At 72.2% G+C, this 17,178-nt stretch carries 12 protein-coding genes and 1 pseudogene; 11 read left to right on the forward strand and 2 right to left on the reverse strand.

Annotated features, from left to right (window positions below):
• The 5 genes from ACWEN3_RS22525 to ACWEN3_RS22545 form a co-directional block, all read left to right on the forward strand.
• Positions 1-248, forward strand: a 248-nt coding sequence (locus tag ACWEN3_RS22525) for a GNAT family N-acetyltransferase (RefSeq protein ID WP_452973813.1), incomplete at its 5' end; no start/stop codon positions are given.
• 45 nt (positions 249-293) lie between these two features.
• Positions 294-893, forward strand: a complete 600-nt coding sequence (locus ACWEN3_RS22530) for a hypothetical protein (protein ID WP_452973816.1) — start codon at positions 294-296, stop codon at positions 891-893.
• 196 nt (positions 894-1,089) lie between these two features.
• Positions 1,090-1,281 (forward strand): hypothetical protein, encoded by a 192-nt coding sequence (locus ACWEN3_RS22535; protein WP_452973819.1) that lies wholly within the window; start codon positions 1,090-1,092, stop codon positions 1,279-1,281.
• A gap of 182 nt (positions 1,282-1,463) precedes the next feature.
• Positions 1,464-4,535 carry a helix-turn-helix transcriptional regulator gene (locus ACWEN3_RS22540; RefSeq protein ID WP_452973822.1) on the forward strand — a complete coding sequence of 1,024 codons (3,072 nt, stop codon included), beginning with the start codon at positions 1,464-1,466 and terminating at the stop codon, positions 4,533-4,535.
• 36 nt (positions 4,536-4,571) lie between these two features.
• Positions 4,572-4,766 carry a DUF6191 domain-containing protein gene (locus ACWEN3_RS22545; RefSeq protein WP_452973825.1) on the forward strand — a complete coding sequence of 65 codons (195 nt, stop codon included), beginning with the start codon at positions 4,572-4,574 and terminating at the stop codon, positions 4,764-4,766.
• A 6-nt stretch (positions 4,767-4,772) separates the two neighbouring features.
• Here the strand turns inward: ACWEN3_RS22545 and ACWEN3_RS22550 are convergent, their stop codons facing one another.
• Both ACWEN3_RS22550 and ACWEN3_RS22555 read right to left on the reverse strand, forming a co-directional pair.
• Complete coding sequence (locus tag ACWEN3_RS22550; protein WP_452973828.1) at positions 4,773-5,927, reverse strand: PQQ-dependent sugar dehydrogenase; 1,155 nt, start codon at positions 5,925-5,927, stop codon at positions 4,773-4,775.
• 104 nt (positions 5,928-6,031) lie between these two features.
• A pseudogene (locus ACWEN3_RS22555) lies at positions 6,032-7,029 on the reverse strand (aldo/keto reductase).
• A gap of 76 nt (positions 7,030-7,105) precedes the next feature.
• Between ACWEN3_RS22555 and ACWEN3_RS22560 the strand changes: the two are divergent.
• The 6 genes from ACWEN3_RS22560 to serA all read left to right on the forward strand — a co-directional run bounded on the left by ACWEN3_RS22560 (position 7,106) and on the right by serA (position 17,076).
• Positions 7,106-8,065: a 2-hydroxyacid dehydrogenase gene (locus tag ACWEN3_RS22560; RefSeq protein ID WP_452973830.1), complete on the forward strand. Its 960-nt coding sequence runs from the start codon at positions 7,106-7,108 to the stop codon at positions 8,063-8,065.
• Positions 8,066-8,462: 397 nt separating this feature from the next.
• Complete coding sequence (locus tag ACWEN3_RS22565; RefSeq protein ID WP_452973833.1) at positions 8,463-11,474, forward strand: putative bifunctional diguanylate cyclase/phosphodiesterase; 3,012 nt, start codon at positions 8,463-8,465, stop codon at positions 11,472-11,474.
• A gap of 243 nt (positions 11,475-11,717) precedes the next feature.
• Complete coding sequence (locus ACWEN3_RS22570; RefSeq protein WP_452973836.1) at positions 11,718-13,565, forward strand: acetolactate synthase large subunit; 1,848 nt, start codon at positions 11,718-11,720, stop codon at positions 13,563-13,565.
• A 29-nt stretch (positions 13,566-13,594) separates the two neighbouring features.
• On the forward strand, positions 13,595-14,119 hold the full coding sequence (ilvN, locus tag ACWEN3_RS22575) for an acetolactate synthase small subunit (RefSeq protein ID WP_359061309.1): 525 nt from the start codon (positions 13,595-13,597) through the stop codon (positions 14,117-14,119).
• Positions 14,120-14,237: 118 nt separating this feature from the next.
• Positions 14,238-15,236, forward strand: a complete 999-nt coding sequence (gene ilvC, locus ACWEN3_RS22580) for a ketol-acid reductoisomerase (RefSeq protein ID WP_452973839.1) — start codon at positions 14,238-14,240, stop codon at positions 15,234-15,236.
• A 250-nt stretch (positions 15,237-15,486) separates the two neighbouring features.
• Positions 15,487-17,076: a phosphoglycerate dehydrogenase gene (gene serA, locus ACWEN3_RS22585; protein ID WP_452973842.1), complete on the forward strand. Its 1,590-nt coding sequence runs from the start codon at positions 15,487-15,489 to the stop codon at positions 17,074-17,076.
• Positions 17,077-17,178: the final 102 nt, after the last annotated feature.

The raw sequence follows: 17,178 nt of genomic DNA on the forward strand, positions 1-17,178 counted from the left end.
GCGGGCTGGTCGACCGGGGCATGCGGGTGCTGCTCGCGTGGGCCTTCCAGGAGCGCGGCATGCACCGGGTGGAGTGGCATGTGTCCTCGGCCAACGAGCCCAGCATCAAGGTGGCCCGGCGGCTCGGCATGACCCGCGAGGGCGCGCTCCGCGAGAACTACCCGCACCGGGGCGAGCGGACCAGCACCGAGATCTGGTCGGTGCTCGCCCCCGAGTGGCGCGCGGCACGCGCGCGTGCCGCCCACTGACGATCATTAAGAAGCCTCTCAGAGAGCGTCCGTACGGTGCCCAGCATGGCAACGAAGACAGAGGAAGGCGCCGCGGCCGGTACCGAGGCGCACACCGACGACGAGAGCACGGCGGGCGCCGGCACCGCCGAGAAGGAGGCACCCCGGGCGGAGGCCGCCGGACCCACGGCAGCCGAGGACGCGGCCGAGGCCGGGACCGGGGACGAGGAGACCGCCGAGGCGGAGGACGGGGCCACCGGCGCCAAGGAACCCTCCGGGGTCGGCCTGGGCGCGGGCGCCGTCGTCTCCGCCGTGCTCGGCCTGGTCTCGCTCAGCGGGGGCTGGATCGGCACCGTCGCCGGCGCCCGCCAGCAGCTCATCGGACAGCTGCGGACCTCCTCCACGGCGAGCGTCACCACGCAGATCAGGGCGGTCTACGGCGACTCCTGGCACACCACCGCGCTGTGGGCGGGCCTGTTCGCGCTGGCCGGGCTGCTCACCGGCGTGGTCGTGCTCGCCCGGCCCGCGTTCGGCGCCCCCGGCCGGCCGCAGGCGTCCTGGGTCAGGTCGGTCGCCTGGGCGGGTGTCTCGCTCGGCGTCATCGGCCTGCTGCTGGCCGTCCTGAAGTACTCCGACGCGCTGCTCGCCCTGCCCTCCACCCGCTGAGAACCCGCAGCTCCCAGGGGCCTTAGGGAATCCGTGACCGCCTTACGGACTCCCTGAGGCCCCTTATCCGTGCGCGCGGCCCGCCGGCCGCCCGAAGATGCGGAACTCTCCCGATGTGGCGCACCCCCCTGGGAGACGAAGGTGGAGGCATCGCAGAAAGCGAAGCGACACACCGCCTCTCCTCGAAGGACACACCATGATCGAGATCGAGTACCACCGGATGCGCGCCGCCCAGCTGATCCTCGAGGCCGACGAGCAGCGCCTGGCCCGCGAGGCCGTCCGGGCCCGCCGCGCCGCCCGCCGCGCGGAGCGGGCCGGCCACGGCGGCACAGCCGCCGAGCCGCATACCGGCAGCCCCCGCCGGCACCGGCAGCCCCGCACCGCGTGACCACCGCGGACGGGAGGGAGGACGGCTGTACGGGGGCCGGCCGCCTCCCCGCCCAGGGTCGTACGACTTACCGGCGGAGTCGTACGACCCTTCCGCCCGCCGGTACAACCCTCGCGGTCGCCGGTACGACGATCGCACAGGAGCTGGGGAAAACCTCTGCCCTGCCGTCCGCAGCTCGTGCGATGCTCGCACCCGTGGAGAACAGGTCCGTCAGTCCCGTGTTCGTCGGCCGTGCCGACGAGTTGGCCACCCTGAACGACGCGCTCGCCCGTGCCGCCGGAGAAACCTCCCCGGCGTGCGGCACCGGGGGCGAGCCGCAGGCGCTGCTGCTCGGCGGCGAGGCAGGCGTCGGCAAGACCCGCCTCGTCGAGGAGTTCACCGCGGCCGCCGCGCGCCGGCACGCGGTCGTCGCGGTCGGCGGCTGTGTGGAGATCGGCGCCGACGGTCTGCCGTTCGCCCCGTTCTCCGCCGCACTGCGCGCCCTGCGCGACGCCCGGCCCGAGGAGTTCGCCGCCGCGGCCACCGGCCAGGAGGAGGAACTGGCCCGGCTGCTGCCCGAGCTGGGGGAGACCAGCACGGGCCGCCACGACGAACAGGGCATGGCCCGCCTGTTCGAACTCACCGCCCGGCTGCTGGAGCGGGTCGCCGCCGAACACACCGTCGTGCTCGTCCTGGAGGACCTGCACTGGGCCGACGCCTCCACCCGGCACCTCCTCGCCTATCTCTTCCGCACCCTGCGCTCCGGCCGGCTCCTCGTCCTCGCCACCTACCGCTCCGACGACATCCACCGCCGCCACCCGCTGCGCCCCCTGCTCGCCGAACTCGACCGGCTGCGCACCGTCCGCCGTATCGAACTCGCCCGCTTCACCCGCGAGGAGGTCGGCCGCCAGATCGCCGGCATCCTGGCCGCGGAACCCGACCCCGCCCAGGTCGACGACATCTTCGAACGCTCCGACGGCAACGCCTTCTTCGTCGAGGAACTCGCCGTCGCCTCCTGCGAGGGCTGCTGCACCGGCCTCACCGACTCCCTGCGCGACCTGCTCCTGGTCCGGGTCGAGACCCTGCCCGAATCCGCCCAGCGGGTCGCCCGGATCGTCGCCGAGGGCGGCTCCACCGTGGAGTACGGGCTGATCGCGGCCGTCGCCGGGCTTCCGGAGGACGACCTCATCGAGGCGCTGCGGGCCGCCGTCGGCGCCAACATCCTCACCGTCACCCCGGCCGGCGACGGGTACCGCTTCCGCCACTCCCTGGTCCGCGAGGCCGTCGCCGACGACCTGCTGCCCGGCGAACGCTCCCGCCTCAACCGCCGCTACGCACAGGCCCTGGAGACCGACCCCGCGCTCGTCCCGGCCGACGCGCGCGTGATGCGCCTGGGCAGCTACTGGTACCACGCGAACGACGCGGCCAAGGCCCTGCCCGCCGTCCTGGACGCCTCGGTCGTGGCCCGCCGCCGGCACGCCTACACCGAGCAACTGGGCCTCCTGGAGCGGGCGATGGAGCTGTGGGACAGCGCCCCGCAGGAGGTGCGCTCCGCCCTGCGCCCGGTGGACTACACCGAGGTCTACCCCCCGTGCGGCTGCGACCCGGCCATCGCCCCGCTGCGCTACCTCGACCTGATGGCCGAGGCCGCGGTCGCCGGCCGCTTCGGCGGCGAACGCGAACGCGCCCTGAAGATCACCAAGCGGGCCCTGCGCCTCCTGGAGGACGAGCCGGACCCCCTGCGCGCCGCCTGGTTCTGGGTGCAGCGCTCCCGGCTGGTGCAGGCCCAGGCCCGCGGCGACGGCTGGCGGGAACTGGCCACCGCCCAGGACCTGGTGCGCGGCCTGCCCCCGTCCGAGGTGCACGCCGAGGTGCTGGCCCTGGCCGCCAACTGGTCCATGCTGCACCGCCCCGGGCCCGAGGCCTTCGCCGCCGCCGAGCGTGCCGTGGAGTACGCGCGAATGGTCGGCGCCCGCGAGATCGAGCTGCACGCCCGCCTCACCCTCGGCGGCCTCATGGTGGACGCCGGCGACCCCGGGACCGGACTCGCCGAGATGCGGCAGGTCCTCGAGGACACCCTCGCGGAGGGCATGCGCCAGGTCGCGGGCCGCGCCTATGTGAACCTGCCGTCCGAGATGCTGTCCGTCGGCCGCGACCGGGAAGCCGTCACCGTCCTGCGCGAGGGCATCGCCTTCTCCCGCAGACACGGGCTGCTGGACTCCGCGGCCTGGGCGTGGTGCAACCTGTCCGACGCGCTGTACTCGCTCGGCCAGTGGCAGGAGGCCGCCGAGGCCGCCACACACGCCACCGGGGTCGGCCACAGCGCCAAGCCCCGGGGCGCGGGCGCCCTGCGGCTGTCCCATCTCGCCCTGGCCCGCGGCGACTTCGCCGAGGCCGGCCGGCAGCTCGCCGCCGCCCGGTCGCACTACGGCAGCCACGACCCCATGCCCCAGCAGTCCCTGCCGCTGGCCCGCATCGCCATCGGGATCGCCGCGGGCGAGGGCCGTGTCGCCGACGCCCGCGCCGAACTGCTCCAGGCCCTGGACGCCGGCTTCCCGCCCGGTACCCACCGCTACGGCTGGCCGCTGCTGCTGGCCGCCGCCACCGCCGAGGCCGACGCCCGCGTCCTGCCCGCCGCCGAGCCCGGCCGCGCCGAGATACTCGACCGGCTCACGGAGAGCGCGCGGAAGCTCGCCACCGGCGCGCCCCTCTGGCAGGCCTACGACCACTGGACCCGCGCCGAACTGCTGCGGGCGCACGGCGGGGACACCGCCGACACCTGGTCACCCGTGGTCGCCGCCTTCGAGTGCCTGGACCGCCCCTACGACCTCGCCCGAGTCCGCCACCGCCTCGCCGGGGCACTGCTGACCGACGGCGGCGGCGACGAGCGCGACCGCGCGCTGGAGCTGCTCCGGCTGGCCGCGGCGGTCGCCGCCCACCTCGACGCCCGCCCGCTCGCCGACGCCGTCGCCCGGCTCGCCCAGCGCGCCCGCCTCGCCCTGACCGGCGACTCCCGGCAGGCCCTCGCCCCCGCCGACCCGGTCGCGGCGCTCGGCCTCACCAGCCGGGAGCGGGACGTCCTGCGCCTGGTCTCGGCCGGCCGTACCAACCGCCAGATAGCCGAGGAGCTGTTCATCTCCCCGAAGACCGCGAGCGTCCACGTCTCCAACATCCTGAGCAAGCTCGGCGTCTCGGGCCGCGGCGAGGCGGCGGCGGTCGCCCACCGGCTCGGGCTGTTCCCGGCCGAGACGCTCACCGCCACCACCACGGGCTGAGACCTACGCTGGGGGGAACCGGCAGGGGGGAGACCCGTGTTCGACGCCTTCGACGACCTGTTCGCGCCCCGCCGCAAACACACGAGGGAGGAGCAGAACCGCCTGGAACTGACCCGTGAGGACGTCGGGGACAGCGATCCCGGTCACGGACCCATAGACCTCGCCTCGGGCAAGGCGGTCATACGGCTGCCCGCCCCGCCGGCGTCCGCCGCGGAGCCGGACGAGGCGTGAGGGCGGCTACCTCACCTGGAGCTCCAGGATCCGGTCGTCGCCCTTCCTGGGTGTGCCGCGGCCGTCCGTGTTGCTCGTGACCAGCCACACCCTGCCGCCGCCCGCCGGGACCACGGTGCGCAGCCGGCCGTAGGCGCCGGTGAGGAAGGCCTGCGGCGCCGCCGCCGCCTCGGTGCCGCGCAGCGGGATGCGCCACAGACGCCGTCCCTTCAGGGCCGCCATCCAGATCACGCCGTTCACATAGGCGATGCCGCTGGGCGAGGCCTCGTCGGTGTGCCACTGGGCCAGCGGGTTCTGGAAGCGGGGGTCGGACGACCTGCCCTCGGCGTCCGGCCAGCCGTAGTTGCCGCCGGGCTTGACGGCGTTCAGCTCGTCCCAGGTGTCCTGGCCGAACTCCGAGGCGAACAGCCGCTGCCGGTCGTCCCAGGCCAGCCCCTGCACATTGCGGTGGCCGTACGAGTACACCGGCGAACCGGGGAACGGGTCGCCCGGAGCCGGGTCGCCCTCCGGGGTCATGCGCAGGATCTTGCCGCCCAGGGACTTCCTGTCCTGCGAGAGCCCCCGCCGGCCGCTCTCGCCCGTGCCCGCGTACAGCATCCCGTCCGGGCCGAACGCGATCCGGCCGCCGTTGTGGATGGGCCCCTTGGGGATGCCCTTGAACACGGTGTCCGGGGCGCCCAGTTGCTCACCGGCGGGCTTGTGCTCGTCGTACCGCATGCGCACGATGCGGTTGTCCGAGGTCGAGGTGAAGTAGGCGTAGACCATGTGGTCCGAGGCGTAGTCCGGGGACAGCGCGATGCCCAGCAGACCGCCCTCGCCCGCCGGGGAGACCCCGGAGACCCTGCCCAGCACCGTCCTGCGGCCCGTCCCGGTGTCGATCCGGGTGATCGTCCCGTCGTCGCGGGAGGAGACCAGCAGCCCGCCGCCGGGCAGCGCGGCCAGCCCCCACGGTGTCCTCAGGCCCTCGGCCACCGTGCGCAGCACCCGCACCGAGCCCTTGGCGGGCGCGGCCGGCTCGGTGGCCCGGCCGGACGGGGCGGCGCCCGGGGCGGACGCACCGGAGCCGCCACCCGGGAAACCGCCCCCGCCGGACGAGCAGCCGGCCGTCAGCAGGAGAGCGGCCGCCAACACGGCCGTCACAGCTCGACGTCGCACGATCATGGTCCCTTCGAGGCGGTGAACCAGCGGCAGTTCTCTCCCTCTCATACACCGCCTGCCCCGCCCAGGTGCCCGATCCACGGCGACCGGCCGCGGGAACGGCCCCTTCAGTCCCACGACCCCTGGGCCGCCGGCAGGCGGGACACCTCCGCCAGATCCGCCGCGGACAGCCGCAGTCCGGCCGCCACCGCGTTCTGCGCGGCCCAGCGCTCCTGCTTGGCGCCCGGCAGGGCGATCACATGGCGGCCCTGGGCCAGCACCCAGGCCAGGGCCACCTGTGCCGGGGTGACGTCCGCGCCGTGCCGCCGGGCGATCCGGCGCAGACCGGCGACGATCGGCTGGTTGGCCGCCATCATCTCGGCGGTGAACCGGGGATGCCGGGCGCGCACGTCGTCCGGTTCGAAGCCCTGGCCCGGGGTCAGCGTGCCGGTCAGGAAGCCGTTGCCCAGCGGCATCCCCGCGAGGAAGCCCACGCCCCGTGCCTCGCACCACGACAGCAGCGCCCGCAGCGCCTCCGGCGACCACACCGACAGCTCCGCCTGCACCGCGGCCACCGGGAACACCTGCTGCACCCGCTGCAACTGGCGCAGTGTGGCGTCGTACAGACCGGCGCCGAGCGGCGGCCGCCGCGCGCCCCCATCGTGCACAGGCCGAGCGCCCGCACCTTCCCGGCCCGCACCAGCTCGGCCATGGCGCCCCAGGTCTCCTCGACGGGCACCTCCGGGTCGGCGCGGTGCAGCTGGTAGAGGTCGATCACGTCCGTCTGAAGCCGGCGCAGCGAGGCGTCGCAGGCCCGTTTCACATAGCCCGGGCGGCCGTTGGCCACGATGTGCTGCTCGCCCACCAGCAGCCCCGCCTTCGTGGACACGAAGGCGTCCCCGCGCCGCTCCTTGAGCACCCGGCCCAGCAGCAGCTCGTTGGTGAACGGTCCGTACATGTCCGCGGTGTCCAGCAGGGTCGAGCCCAGGTCCAGTGCCCGGTGCACGCATCTCACCGACTCGTCCCCGCGCTGCTGCGACCCGCTGTACGCCCAGCTCATCGGCATGCACCCGAGTCCGACGGCCCCCACCGCGAGTGCCCCCGCGCCGATCGTCCTGCGCTCCACCTGCTCGTGAACCTCCCTCTGCCCGGCCCCCAACCTAACCTCTGCACCCCCACGTACCTGACATAGCCTCCTGACCATGACTGCTGATGTGTGGCTTCCCATTCCGCCGGCGGAGATCGAGGGTCTCCCCGAGGGGCCGCGGTACCTGTTCTGGGACGGCGGCGAGGACGGCGAACAGGAGTTTCCGGGCGACCCCGCGCGGTGCGCCGTGTACGTGGTGCCGTACATGAAGCCGTACCCGGTCAGGGTGCGCCCGCTGGAGCGGCTGACGAACGTGCGCGTCATCCAGACGCTCACCGCGGGCGTCGACGACATGACCGCACGGCTGTCCTCGATCGTGCCGGGCGTGCAACTGTGCAACGCGCGCGGGGTGCACGAGGCGAGCACCGCCGAGCTCGCGCTCGCCCTGACCCTCGCCGCGCTGCGCGGCATCCCCGGCTTCGTCCGGGCCCAGCAGGAGGAGCGCTGGGAGAGCGCGTTCCACCCCGCCCTCGCCGACAAGAACGTCCTCATCGTCGGTTACGGCGCCATCGGAGCCGCCATCGAGGACCGGCTCACGCCCTTCGAGGTAGCGCGGGTGGCGCGCATCGCGCGCTCCAGGCGCACCACGGCGCGCGGTCTTGTGCACCCGATCGCCGATGTGCTCTCACTGCTTCCGGACGCGGATGTCGTGATCCTCTCCATCCCGCTCTCGGAGGGCACGCGAGGCCTCGTCGACGCCGAGTTCCTGGCCCGGATGAAGGACGGGGCGCTGCTCGTGAATGTCGCGCGCGGGCCGGTCGTGGACACGAAGGCGCTGGTCGCGGAGCTGGACAGGGGGCGGATCACCGCCGCCCTGGACGTCACGGACCCCGAGCCGCTGCCGCCGGGACACCCCTTGTGGCAGGCGCCCGGCGTACTGATCAGCCCGCACGTGGGCGGTCCGTCCTCGGCCTTCCTGCCCCGCGCCAAGCGGCTGCTCGTCGACCAGTTGACCCGGTACGTGAACCACGAGCCCCTGCGGAACGTGGTCCTCACGACGGGCGCTGACGTGTAGGGCAGCAGGCTGCGGCCCGCCTCCGGCACCCTCCGCAACCCTCCGGATGCGGGCCGTGGCCGCACCCCCGCTGATCGTCACGGAGCGTAGAGAAGCTATGTCCCTGAGTGACGATACTGGTGTATCGTCCCCGACAGGGGCTGCGCCGCCGACCGTTCGGCGCCGGGGATGGACATTCAGATCTGTGAGGGGGGCGACGGGCGATGCACGGCCTATGGACGAACGATCCGACGCGGCGGAGCCGCCGACGGCGGCCCTGGCGGACGGCCGCGCGCAGACGCGGCCACCACTCGAGCCACCACTGTCACCACCAGCGCCGGCACAGCGGCCGCAGGAGGCATGCGCACCCAGCACGCCGGGGTCGCGATGCGGGAGCGGCGCGGAGCGGGAGGCCCCGGTGAGCGCGTCCCCCGCTGTGACGACCGCGCTCGACGGAGCGGTGCGCGCACCGCACCCGCAGGAGGCGCCGCCACCGCGCAGGCCGGTCACCGGGGAGCGCGCACGCACCTCGGAGCAGCTGGTCCTCGCGCTGGTCTGCGCGGCCTACGCCCTCGGCGCCACGTTCGACTGGGGCAACGAGGAAGTCGCGCTGGTCATGGGCGACTTCGGGCTCAGCGCCGCGGCGGGCACCGCCGCCGTCTCCTGCTTCCTGTACGCCCGCAGCCCGCGCGTGCGCTTCCGCTCGGCCTGGATGCTGTTCGCCCTCTCCTCGGCGATGGCGGCCCTGGGCAACGCGGTCTGGGGGTGGTACGAGGTCGTCCTGGGACGGCCCGTTCCCAGCCCCAGCTACGCCGACCTGTTCTTCCTCTGCTTCGCGCCGCCCGCCATCGTGGGCCTGCTGGTGCTCGCCAAGCGGCCGGTGACCAAGGCGGGCTGGATCTGCCTCGCGCTGGACGCCTGGCTGATCGGCGGTTCGTTGCTCACCCTCTCATGGAGTCTCGCGCTTGCCCAGGCGGCCCGGTTCGACGGCCCCAGCGTGGCGCACACCGCGCTGTCGCTGGCGTACCCCCTGCTCGACATCGCGCTCGTCAGCATGGTGCTCGCGCTGCACTTCCGCCGCGCCCCGGGCAACCGCACGGCGGTGAACACCGCGATCGGCGCGCTCGCCCTGACCGTGATGTGCGACGCCCTGTTCACCTCGCCGCTGCTGCACAGCAGCTACCGCTCCGGTCAACTGCTGGACGCGGGCTGGTTCGCCGGCTCGCTGCTGCTCGCCTACGCCCCCTGGGCCACTCCCCGGCACGGGAGGCCGGAGGGGCGGGCGGCGGAGGGGCACACCCGCGTGGTCCACGAGCACCTGCCCGGACAGCGGGGCACGGGCCACCACCACATGCCGCCCGTACCGGCCCCGGGAGCCGATCACACCCGGTACCCCGCCGGACGGCCGATCACCGGCTCCCTCGCCGCGCTCACCCCGTACCTCGCCGCGGCCGTCTGCACCCTGGGCATCCTGTACAACGTCCTCAACGGCCGCAGACCCGACCACGTGGTGCTGATCACCGCGGGCGCCGTCGTGCTCGCGCTCGTCATCCGCCAGGGCATCATGCTGCTGGACAACATCACCCTCACCCAGGAGCTGGCGCAGAAGGAGAACCACTTCCGCTCCCTGGTGCAGGGCTCCAGCGACGTCATCATGATCGCCGCGCCCAACGGCATCCTGCGGTACGTCTCCCCGGCCGCCGCCGGGGTCTACGGCCGGCCCGCCGAGGAACTGGTGGGCACCGAGCTGGCCGCGCTCATCCACCCGGAGGACCTGGGCTGCGTGGTGCACGAGGTGCGCCGCTTCCTCGCCGCCAGCCCGCTGGCGGAGCCCACGACCCGCATCGAGTGCCGGTTCCGCTCAGGGGGCGGCGGCTGGCTCAACGTCGAGTCCACCGTCAACCGCCACCACGGCGGCCTGATCTTCAACAGCCGCGACGTCACCGAGAGGGTGCGGCTGCAGGCACAGCTGCAGCACAACGCCGAGCACGACCCGCTGACCGACCTGCCCAACCGCGCGCTGTTCACCAAGCGCGTCCAGCAGGCCCTGTCCGGCCGCCGGTCCACCGACCGGGGGGCCGCCCTGCGCGGCACGGCCGTGCTCTTCATCGACCTGGACGGCTTCAAGGCCGTCAACGACACGATCGGGCACCAGGCCGGGGACGAACTCCTCGTCCAGGCCGCCCGCAGACTCCAGGACGCGGTCCGGCAGGGCGACACCGCCTCCCGGCTCGGCGGCGACGAGTTCGCGGCCCTGATCGTCGGGGACGGCACCCGGGACCGTACCGCCCGGGAGCGGAACATCCTGGAGCTCGCCGACCGCCTCAGGACGACCCTCTCCCAGCCCTACTCCATCGACGGCAACGATGTCCGGGTCAACGCCTCCATCGGCGTCGCCTTCGCCGAACCCGGCCTGGGCGCGGGGGAGTTGCTGCGCAACGCCGACCTCGCGATGTACCGCGCGAAATCGGCGGGCAAGGGCCGGGTCGAGCTGTACAAGCCGCAGATGCAGCAGGACGTCGTCCGCAAGGCGGAGCTGGCCACCCGGCTGCGCGCCGCGCTGCACGACGGCGAGTTCGCCCTGCTGCACCAGCCGGTGGTGTGCCTGGAGAACGGCCGGATCACGGCGGTCTCCGCGCAGGCGCGCTGGCGCTCCTCCCAGGGGGTGCTGTTCACCCCGGCCGAGTTCCTGCGCATGGCCGAGGACAACGACAAGACCGCCGAACTGGACCGCTGGATCCTGCAGGAGGCCGTGGAGCAGGCCGCCGACCGGGCGGCGACCGGGCTGGTCGTACCGGTGGCGGTCCGGATGAGCGCCCAGCGGATGCTGGACCGCTCGCTGCCGCTGGGCTCGGTGGAGGCACTGCTGACCCGGCACGGGCTGCCGCCCGGCGCGCTGGTCGTCGAGTTGTCCGAAACCGATCCACGGCTTCCCCTGGACGAGCTGGAGCGGCGGCTGACCGTGCTCAACCGGCTCGGGGTGCGGATCGCGCTGGACGGCTTCGGCAGCGGCCACGCGGCGATCACGGCCCTGCGGCGGCTCCCCGTCGACGTCCTCAAGCTCGACCGCAGCCTGGTCGAGGGCGTGGTGGAGTCCGCGCGCCTGCACAAGATCACCAGCGGTCTGCTGCGGATGGCCGGCGATCTCGGGCTCCAGTGCGTCGCCGAGGGCGTGGATCTGCCCGAGCAGGTGGTCGCGCTGCGCGCGATGGGCTGCACCCATGGGCAGGGCATGGCGTTCGCCGGGCCGCTGGACGAGTACCGGCTGCGCCGGGCGCTCGGATCCGGCCACTATCCGGTGCCGCACGCCCCGGCCGAACCGGCCTTCGCGGGCAAGGGTGCGGGGGTGTACACAGGGGGTGTGTCCGCTGTCATCGGAGGCGGCAGTGCCCTTCGTTCACATTCTGAGACGCCCGTCCCACCTACTTGACACGTGGTGCGTGCCGGGGGGAGGGTCAGTCCCATGCGCACCCGAATTCTCGTACTTGGAAAGCGCGTCGGCTGAGCTGGGACCCACCGGAGGACGATCCGGAATCCCCAGCGACCTCACCGGCGCGCTCCCCTCGCTTGCCTTGCGGCACGAGGGGTTTTTTGTTGCACGAGTGCCTTTCGTGCAGCGCTTGAACTCCGCACGAACCTCGCAAAAACCCTCAGCATCGAGAAGAGAATGCCGATGACCGAGCAGGCCACCGGGGCCCACCATCCGCAGCCGCGGCCCCGATCCGGAGGACAGTCCACCCTCGTCGAACACGTCACGGGTGCGCAGTCCCTCATTCGCTCCCTCGAGGAGGTCGGCGCGGACACGGTATTCGGCATTCCCGGCGGTGCGATCCTGCCGGCCTACGACCCGCTGATGGACTCCACCCGGGTGCGCCACGTCCTGGTCCGCCACGAGCAGGGCGCCGGCCACGCGGCCACCGGCTACGCGCAGGCCACCGGCAAGGTCGGTGTGTGCATGGCGACGAGCGGCCCCGGCGCGACCAACCTGGTCACCCCGATCGCCGACGCCCACATGGACTCGGTGCCGCTGGTGGCGATCACCGGTCAGGTCGCCTCGAAGTCGATCGGCACGGACGCCTTCCAGGAGGCGGACATCGTCGGCATCACCATGCCGATCACCAAGCACAACTTCCTCGTCACCAAGGCCGAGGACATCCCGCGGGTCATCGCGCAGGCGTTCCACATCGCCTCCACCGGCCGCCCGGGCCCGGTCCTGGTCGACATCGCCAAGGACGCCCTCCAGGCGAGGACCACCTTCTCCTGGCCGCCCGTCATGGACCTGCCCGGCTACCGCCCGGTGACCAAGCCGCACGCCAAGCAGATCCGCGAGGCCGCCAAGCTGATCACCTCCGCCCGGCGGCCCGTCCTCTACGTCGGCGGCGGCGTCATCAAGGCGCAGGCCACCGCCGAGCTGAAGGTCCTCGCCGAACTCACCGGAGCGCCCGTCACCACCACCCTGATGGCGCTTGGCGCATTCCCCGACAGCCACCCGCTGCACGTGGGAATGCCGGGCATGCACGGTGCGGTCACCGCCGTCACCGCGCTGCAGAAGGCCGACCTGATCGTCGCCCTCGGAGCCCGCTTCGACGACCGCGTCACCGGCAGGCTGGACAGCTTCGCCCCGTACGCCAAGATCGTCCACGCCGACATCGACCCGGCCGAGATCGGCAAGAACCGCGCCACCGACGTGCCGATCGTCGGTGACGCCCGCGAGGTCATCGCCGACCTGGTCCAGGCCGTGCAGAAGGAGCACAGCGAGGGCCACAAGGGCGACTACACCGCCTGGTGGAGCGACCTGAGCCGCTGGCGCGAGACCTACCCGCTCGGCTACGACCAGCCCGAGGACGGCTCCCTGTCCCCGCAGCAGGTCATCGAGCGCGTCGGGCAGCTCGCGCCCGAGGGCACGATCTTCGCGGCGGGCGTCGGCCAGCACCAGATGTGGTCCGCGCACTTCATCCAGTACGAGAAGCCCGCCACCTGGCTGAACTCCGGCGGCGCCGGAACCATGGGCTACGCGGTCCCGGCCGCCATGGGCGCCAAGGCGGGCCGGCCGGGCCAGACGGTCTGGGCGATCGACGGCGACGGCTGCTTCCAGATGACCAATCAGGAGCTGACCACCTGCGCCCTGAACAACATCCCGATCAAGGTCGCGATCATCAACAACGGCGCCCTCGGGATGGTCCGCCAGTGGCAGACCCTTTTCTACAACCAGCGTTACTCCAACACCGTGCTGCACAGCGGCCCCGACGACGTCAACCCGGAGGCCAGGGGCACCCGCGTGCCGGACTTCGTGAAGCTGTCCGAGGCGATGGGCTGCGTGGGCCTGCGCTGCGAGCGCCCGGAGGACCTGGACAAGGTCATCGAGGAGGCGAACTCCATCAACGACCGCCCGGTGGTCGTCGACTTCGTCGTCCACGAGGACGCGATGGTCTGGCCGATGGTCGCCGCCGGCACCTCCAACGACGAGATCATGGCCGCCCGGGACGTCCGCCCCGACTTCGGCGACAACGAAGACGACTGACCTCAACAGGCAAGGAAGAGCAGAACACCATGTCCAAGCACACGCTCTCCGTCCTGGTGGAGAACACGCCGGGCATCCTCGCCCGGATCGCCGCCCTGTTCTCCCGTCGCGGCTTCAACATCGACTCGCTCGCGGTCGGTGTCACCGAGCACCCCGACATCTCCCGCATCACCATCGTGGTCGGCGTCGAGGACCTGCCGCTGGAACAGGTCACCAAGCAGCTGAACAAGCTCGTCAACGTGCTGAAGATCGTCGAGCTGGAGCCGGGCCAGGCCGTGCAGCGCGAACTCGTCCTGGTGAAGGTCCGCGCCGACAACGAGACCCGCTCCCAGATCGTGGAGATCGTCCAGCTGTTCCGCGCCAAGACCGTCGACGTCTCCCCGGAGGCCGTCACCATCGAGGCCACCGGATCCAACGAGAAGCTGTCCGCCATGCTCAAGATGCTGGAGCCGTTCGGCATCAAGGAGCTGGTCCAGTCCGGCACGATCGCGATCGGCCGCGGCGCCCGCTCGATCACGGACCGCTCGCTGCGCGCCCTCGACCGATCTGCGTAAGGCTGAGTACGGGCGGCCGGCGAGCGTCGTCCGCCCGTATGCCGAGATTCCGAAACTTCCTTCCCGCCCACCGTCATACGGTGGGACGCACCACCCGCACACAAGGAGAGAACCCAAAGTGGCCGAGCTGTTCTACGACGCTGACGCCGACCTGTCCATCATCCAGGGCCGCAAGGTCGCGGTCATCGGCTACGGCAGCCAGGGCCACGCCCACGCGCTGTCGCTGCGCGACTCCGGCGTCGACGTGCGTGTCGGTCTGCACGAGGGCTCCAAGTCCAAGGCCAAGGCCGAGGAGCAGGGCCTGCGCGTGGTCACCCCGGCCGAGGCGGCCGCCGAGGCCGACGTCATCATGATCCTGGTCCCGGACCCGATCCAGTCCCAGGTCTACGAGGAGTCCATCGCCCCGAACCTGAAGGACGGCGACGCGCTGTTCTTCGGCCACGGCTTCAACATCCGCTTCGGCTTCATCAAGCCCCCGGCCGGCGTGGACGTCTGCATGGTCGCCCCGAAGGGCCCGGGCCACCTGGTTCGCCGTCAGTACGAGGAGGGCCGCGGCGTTCCGTGCATCGTCGCCGTTGAGCAGGACGCCTCCGGCAACGCCTTCGCGCTCGCCCTGTCGTACGCCAAGGGCATCGGCGGCACCCGCGCGGGCGTCATCAAGACCACCTTCACCGAGGAGACCGAGACCGACCTGTTCGGTGAGCAGGCCGTCCTCTGCGGTGGCACCGCGGCCCTGGTCAAGGCGGGCTTCGAGACCCTGACCGAGGCCGGCTACCAGCCGGAGATCGCCTACTTCGAGTGCCTGCACGAGCTGAAGCTGATCGTGGACCTCATGTACGAGGGCGGCCTGGAGAAGATGCGCTGGTCCATCTCCGAGACCGCCGAGTGGGGCGACTACGTCACCGGCCCGCGCATCATCACCGACGCCACCAAGGCCGAGATGAAGAAGGTCCTCGCCGAGATCCAGGACGGCTCCTTCGCCAAGAACTGGATGGACGAGTACCACGGCGGTCTGAAGAAGTACGACGAGTACAAGCGGCAGGACTCCGAGCACCTGCTGGAGACCACCGGCAAGCAGCTGCGCAAGCTGATGAGCTGGGTGAACGAGGAGGCGTAAGCCTCGTGTCAGGGGGCCGGGGCATGCTGCTCCGGCCCCCGTTCCACAACCGCCGGCAGGGCTACAAAATGTAGTTTCTCGTCCGGGTGATACTTCCGCAGCGGCGTAATCCGACAGCCACCGCGCCACTAGACTGCTGCACAACAAACGCGTCAGGCCCACAGCGTCGTGCGTCTTCCACGCGGCTAGCACCCCTCCACCGCCAGCGGCCGTCGGGACGGCCGTCCGCATTGGACTTGTGAGGACTCACGTGAGCTCGAAACCCGTCGTACTCATCGCTGAAGAGCTTTCGCCCGCGACCGTCGACGCACTCGGCCCGGACTTCGAGATCCGGCACTGCAACGGAGCCGACCGAGCCGAACTGCTCCCCGCCGTCGCCGACGTCGACGCGATCCTGATCCGTTCCGCCACCAAGGTCGACGCCGAGGCCGTGGCCGCCGCGAAGAAGCTCAAGGTCGTCGCGCGAGCCGGTGTCGGCCTCGACAACGTCGACGTCTCCGCCGCCACCAAGGCCGGCGTGATGGTCGTCAACGCCCCGACCTCCAACATCGTGACCGCCGCCGAGCTGGCCTGCGGTCTGATCCTCGCCTCCGCTCGCAACATCCCGCAGGCCAACGCCGCGCTGAAGAACGGCGAGTGGAAGCGCAGCAAGTACACGGGCGTCGAGCTGGCCGAGAAGACGCTGGGCGTCGTGGGCCTGGGCCGCATCGGCGCCCTCGTCGCGCAGCGCATGTCCGCCTTCGGCATGAAGGTCGTCGCCTACGACCCCTATGTGCAGCCCGCCCGCGCCGCGCAGATGGGCGTCAAGGTGCTCTCCCTGGACGAGCTTCTGGAAGTCTCCGACTTCATCACCGTCCACCTGCCCAAGACCCCCGAGACCCTCGGTCTCATCGGCGACGAGGCGCTGCGCAAGGTCAAGCCGAGCGTGCGCATCGTCAACGCCGCACGCGGCGGCATCGTCGACGAGGCGGCGCTGTACGCGGCGCTGAAGGAGGGCCGGGTCGCCGGCGCCGGCCTCGACGTGTACGCCAAGGAGCCGTGCACCGACTCGCCGCTGTTCGAGCTGGACCAGGTCGTCTGCACCCCGCACCTCGGCGCCTCCACCGACGAGGCCCAGGAGAAGGCCGGTATCGCCGTCGCCAGGTCGGTGCGCCTCGCGCTCGCCGGTGAGCTGGTGCCGGACGCGGTCAACGTCCAGGGCGGTGTCATCGCCGAGGACGTCAAGCCCGGTCTGCCGCTCGCCGAGCGCCTCGGCCGGATCTTCACCGCGCTGGCCGGCGAGGTCGCGGTCCGCCTCGACGTCGAGGTCTACGGCGAGATCACCCAGCACGACGTCAAGGTGCTGGAGCTGTCCGCGCTCAAGGGCATCTTCGAGGACGTCGTCGACGAGACGGTGTCGTACGTCAACGCCCCGCTGTTCGCGCAGGAGCGCGGCGTCGAGGTCCGCCTGACCACCAGCTCCGAGTCGGCCGACCACCGCAACGTGGTGACGGTGCGCGGCACCCTGGGCACCGGCGAGGAGGTGTCGGTCTCCGGCACGCTGGCCGGCCCCAAGCACCTGCAGAAGATCGTGGCCGTGGGCGAGTACGACGTCGACCTCGCGCTCGCCGAGCACATGGTCGTCCTGCGCTACGAGGACCGTCCGGGTGTCGTCGGCACCGTCGGCCGCATCCTCGGCGAGGCCGGCATCAACATCGCCGGCATGCAGGTCGCCCGCGCGGCGGCGGGCGGCGAGGCGCTGGCCGTCCTGACCGTCGACGACACGGTGGCGCCCGGTGTGCTGGCCGAGGTCGCCGAGGAGATCGGGGCGACCTCCGCCCGCTCGGTGAACCTGGTCTGAGCGTACGGAAGAAGGCCCAGCGCCAGCTCAGCAGGTCGGTGAGGACACCGCCGAAGATCGCGCCGACGGTGAACCCGGCCGAGATGAGCGTGCCGTTCAGGC

The sequence above is a fragment of the Streptomyces sp. NPDC004561 genome, from assembly GCF_053602155.1.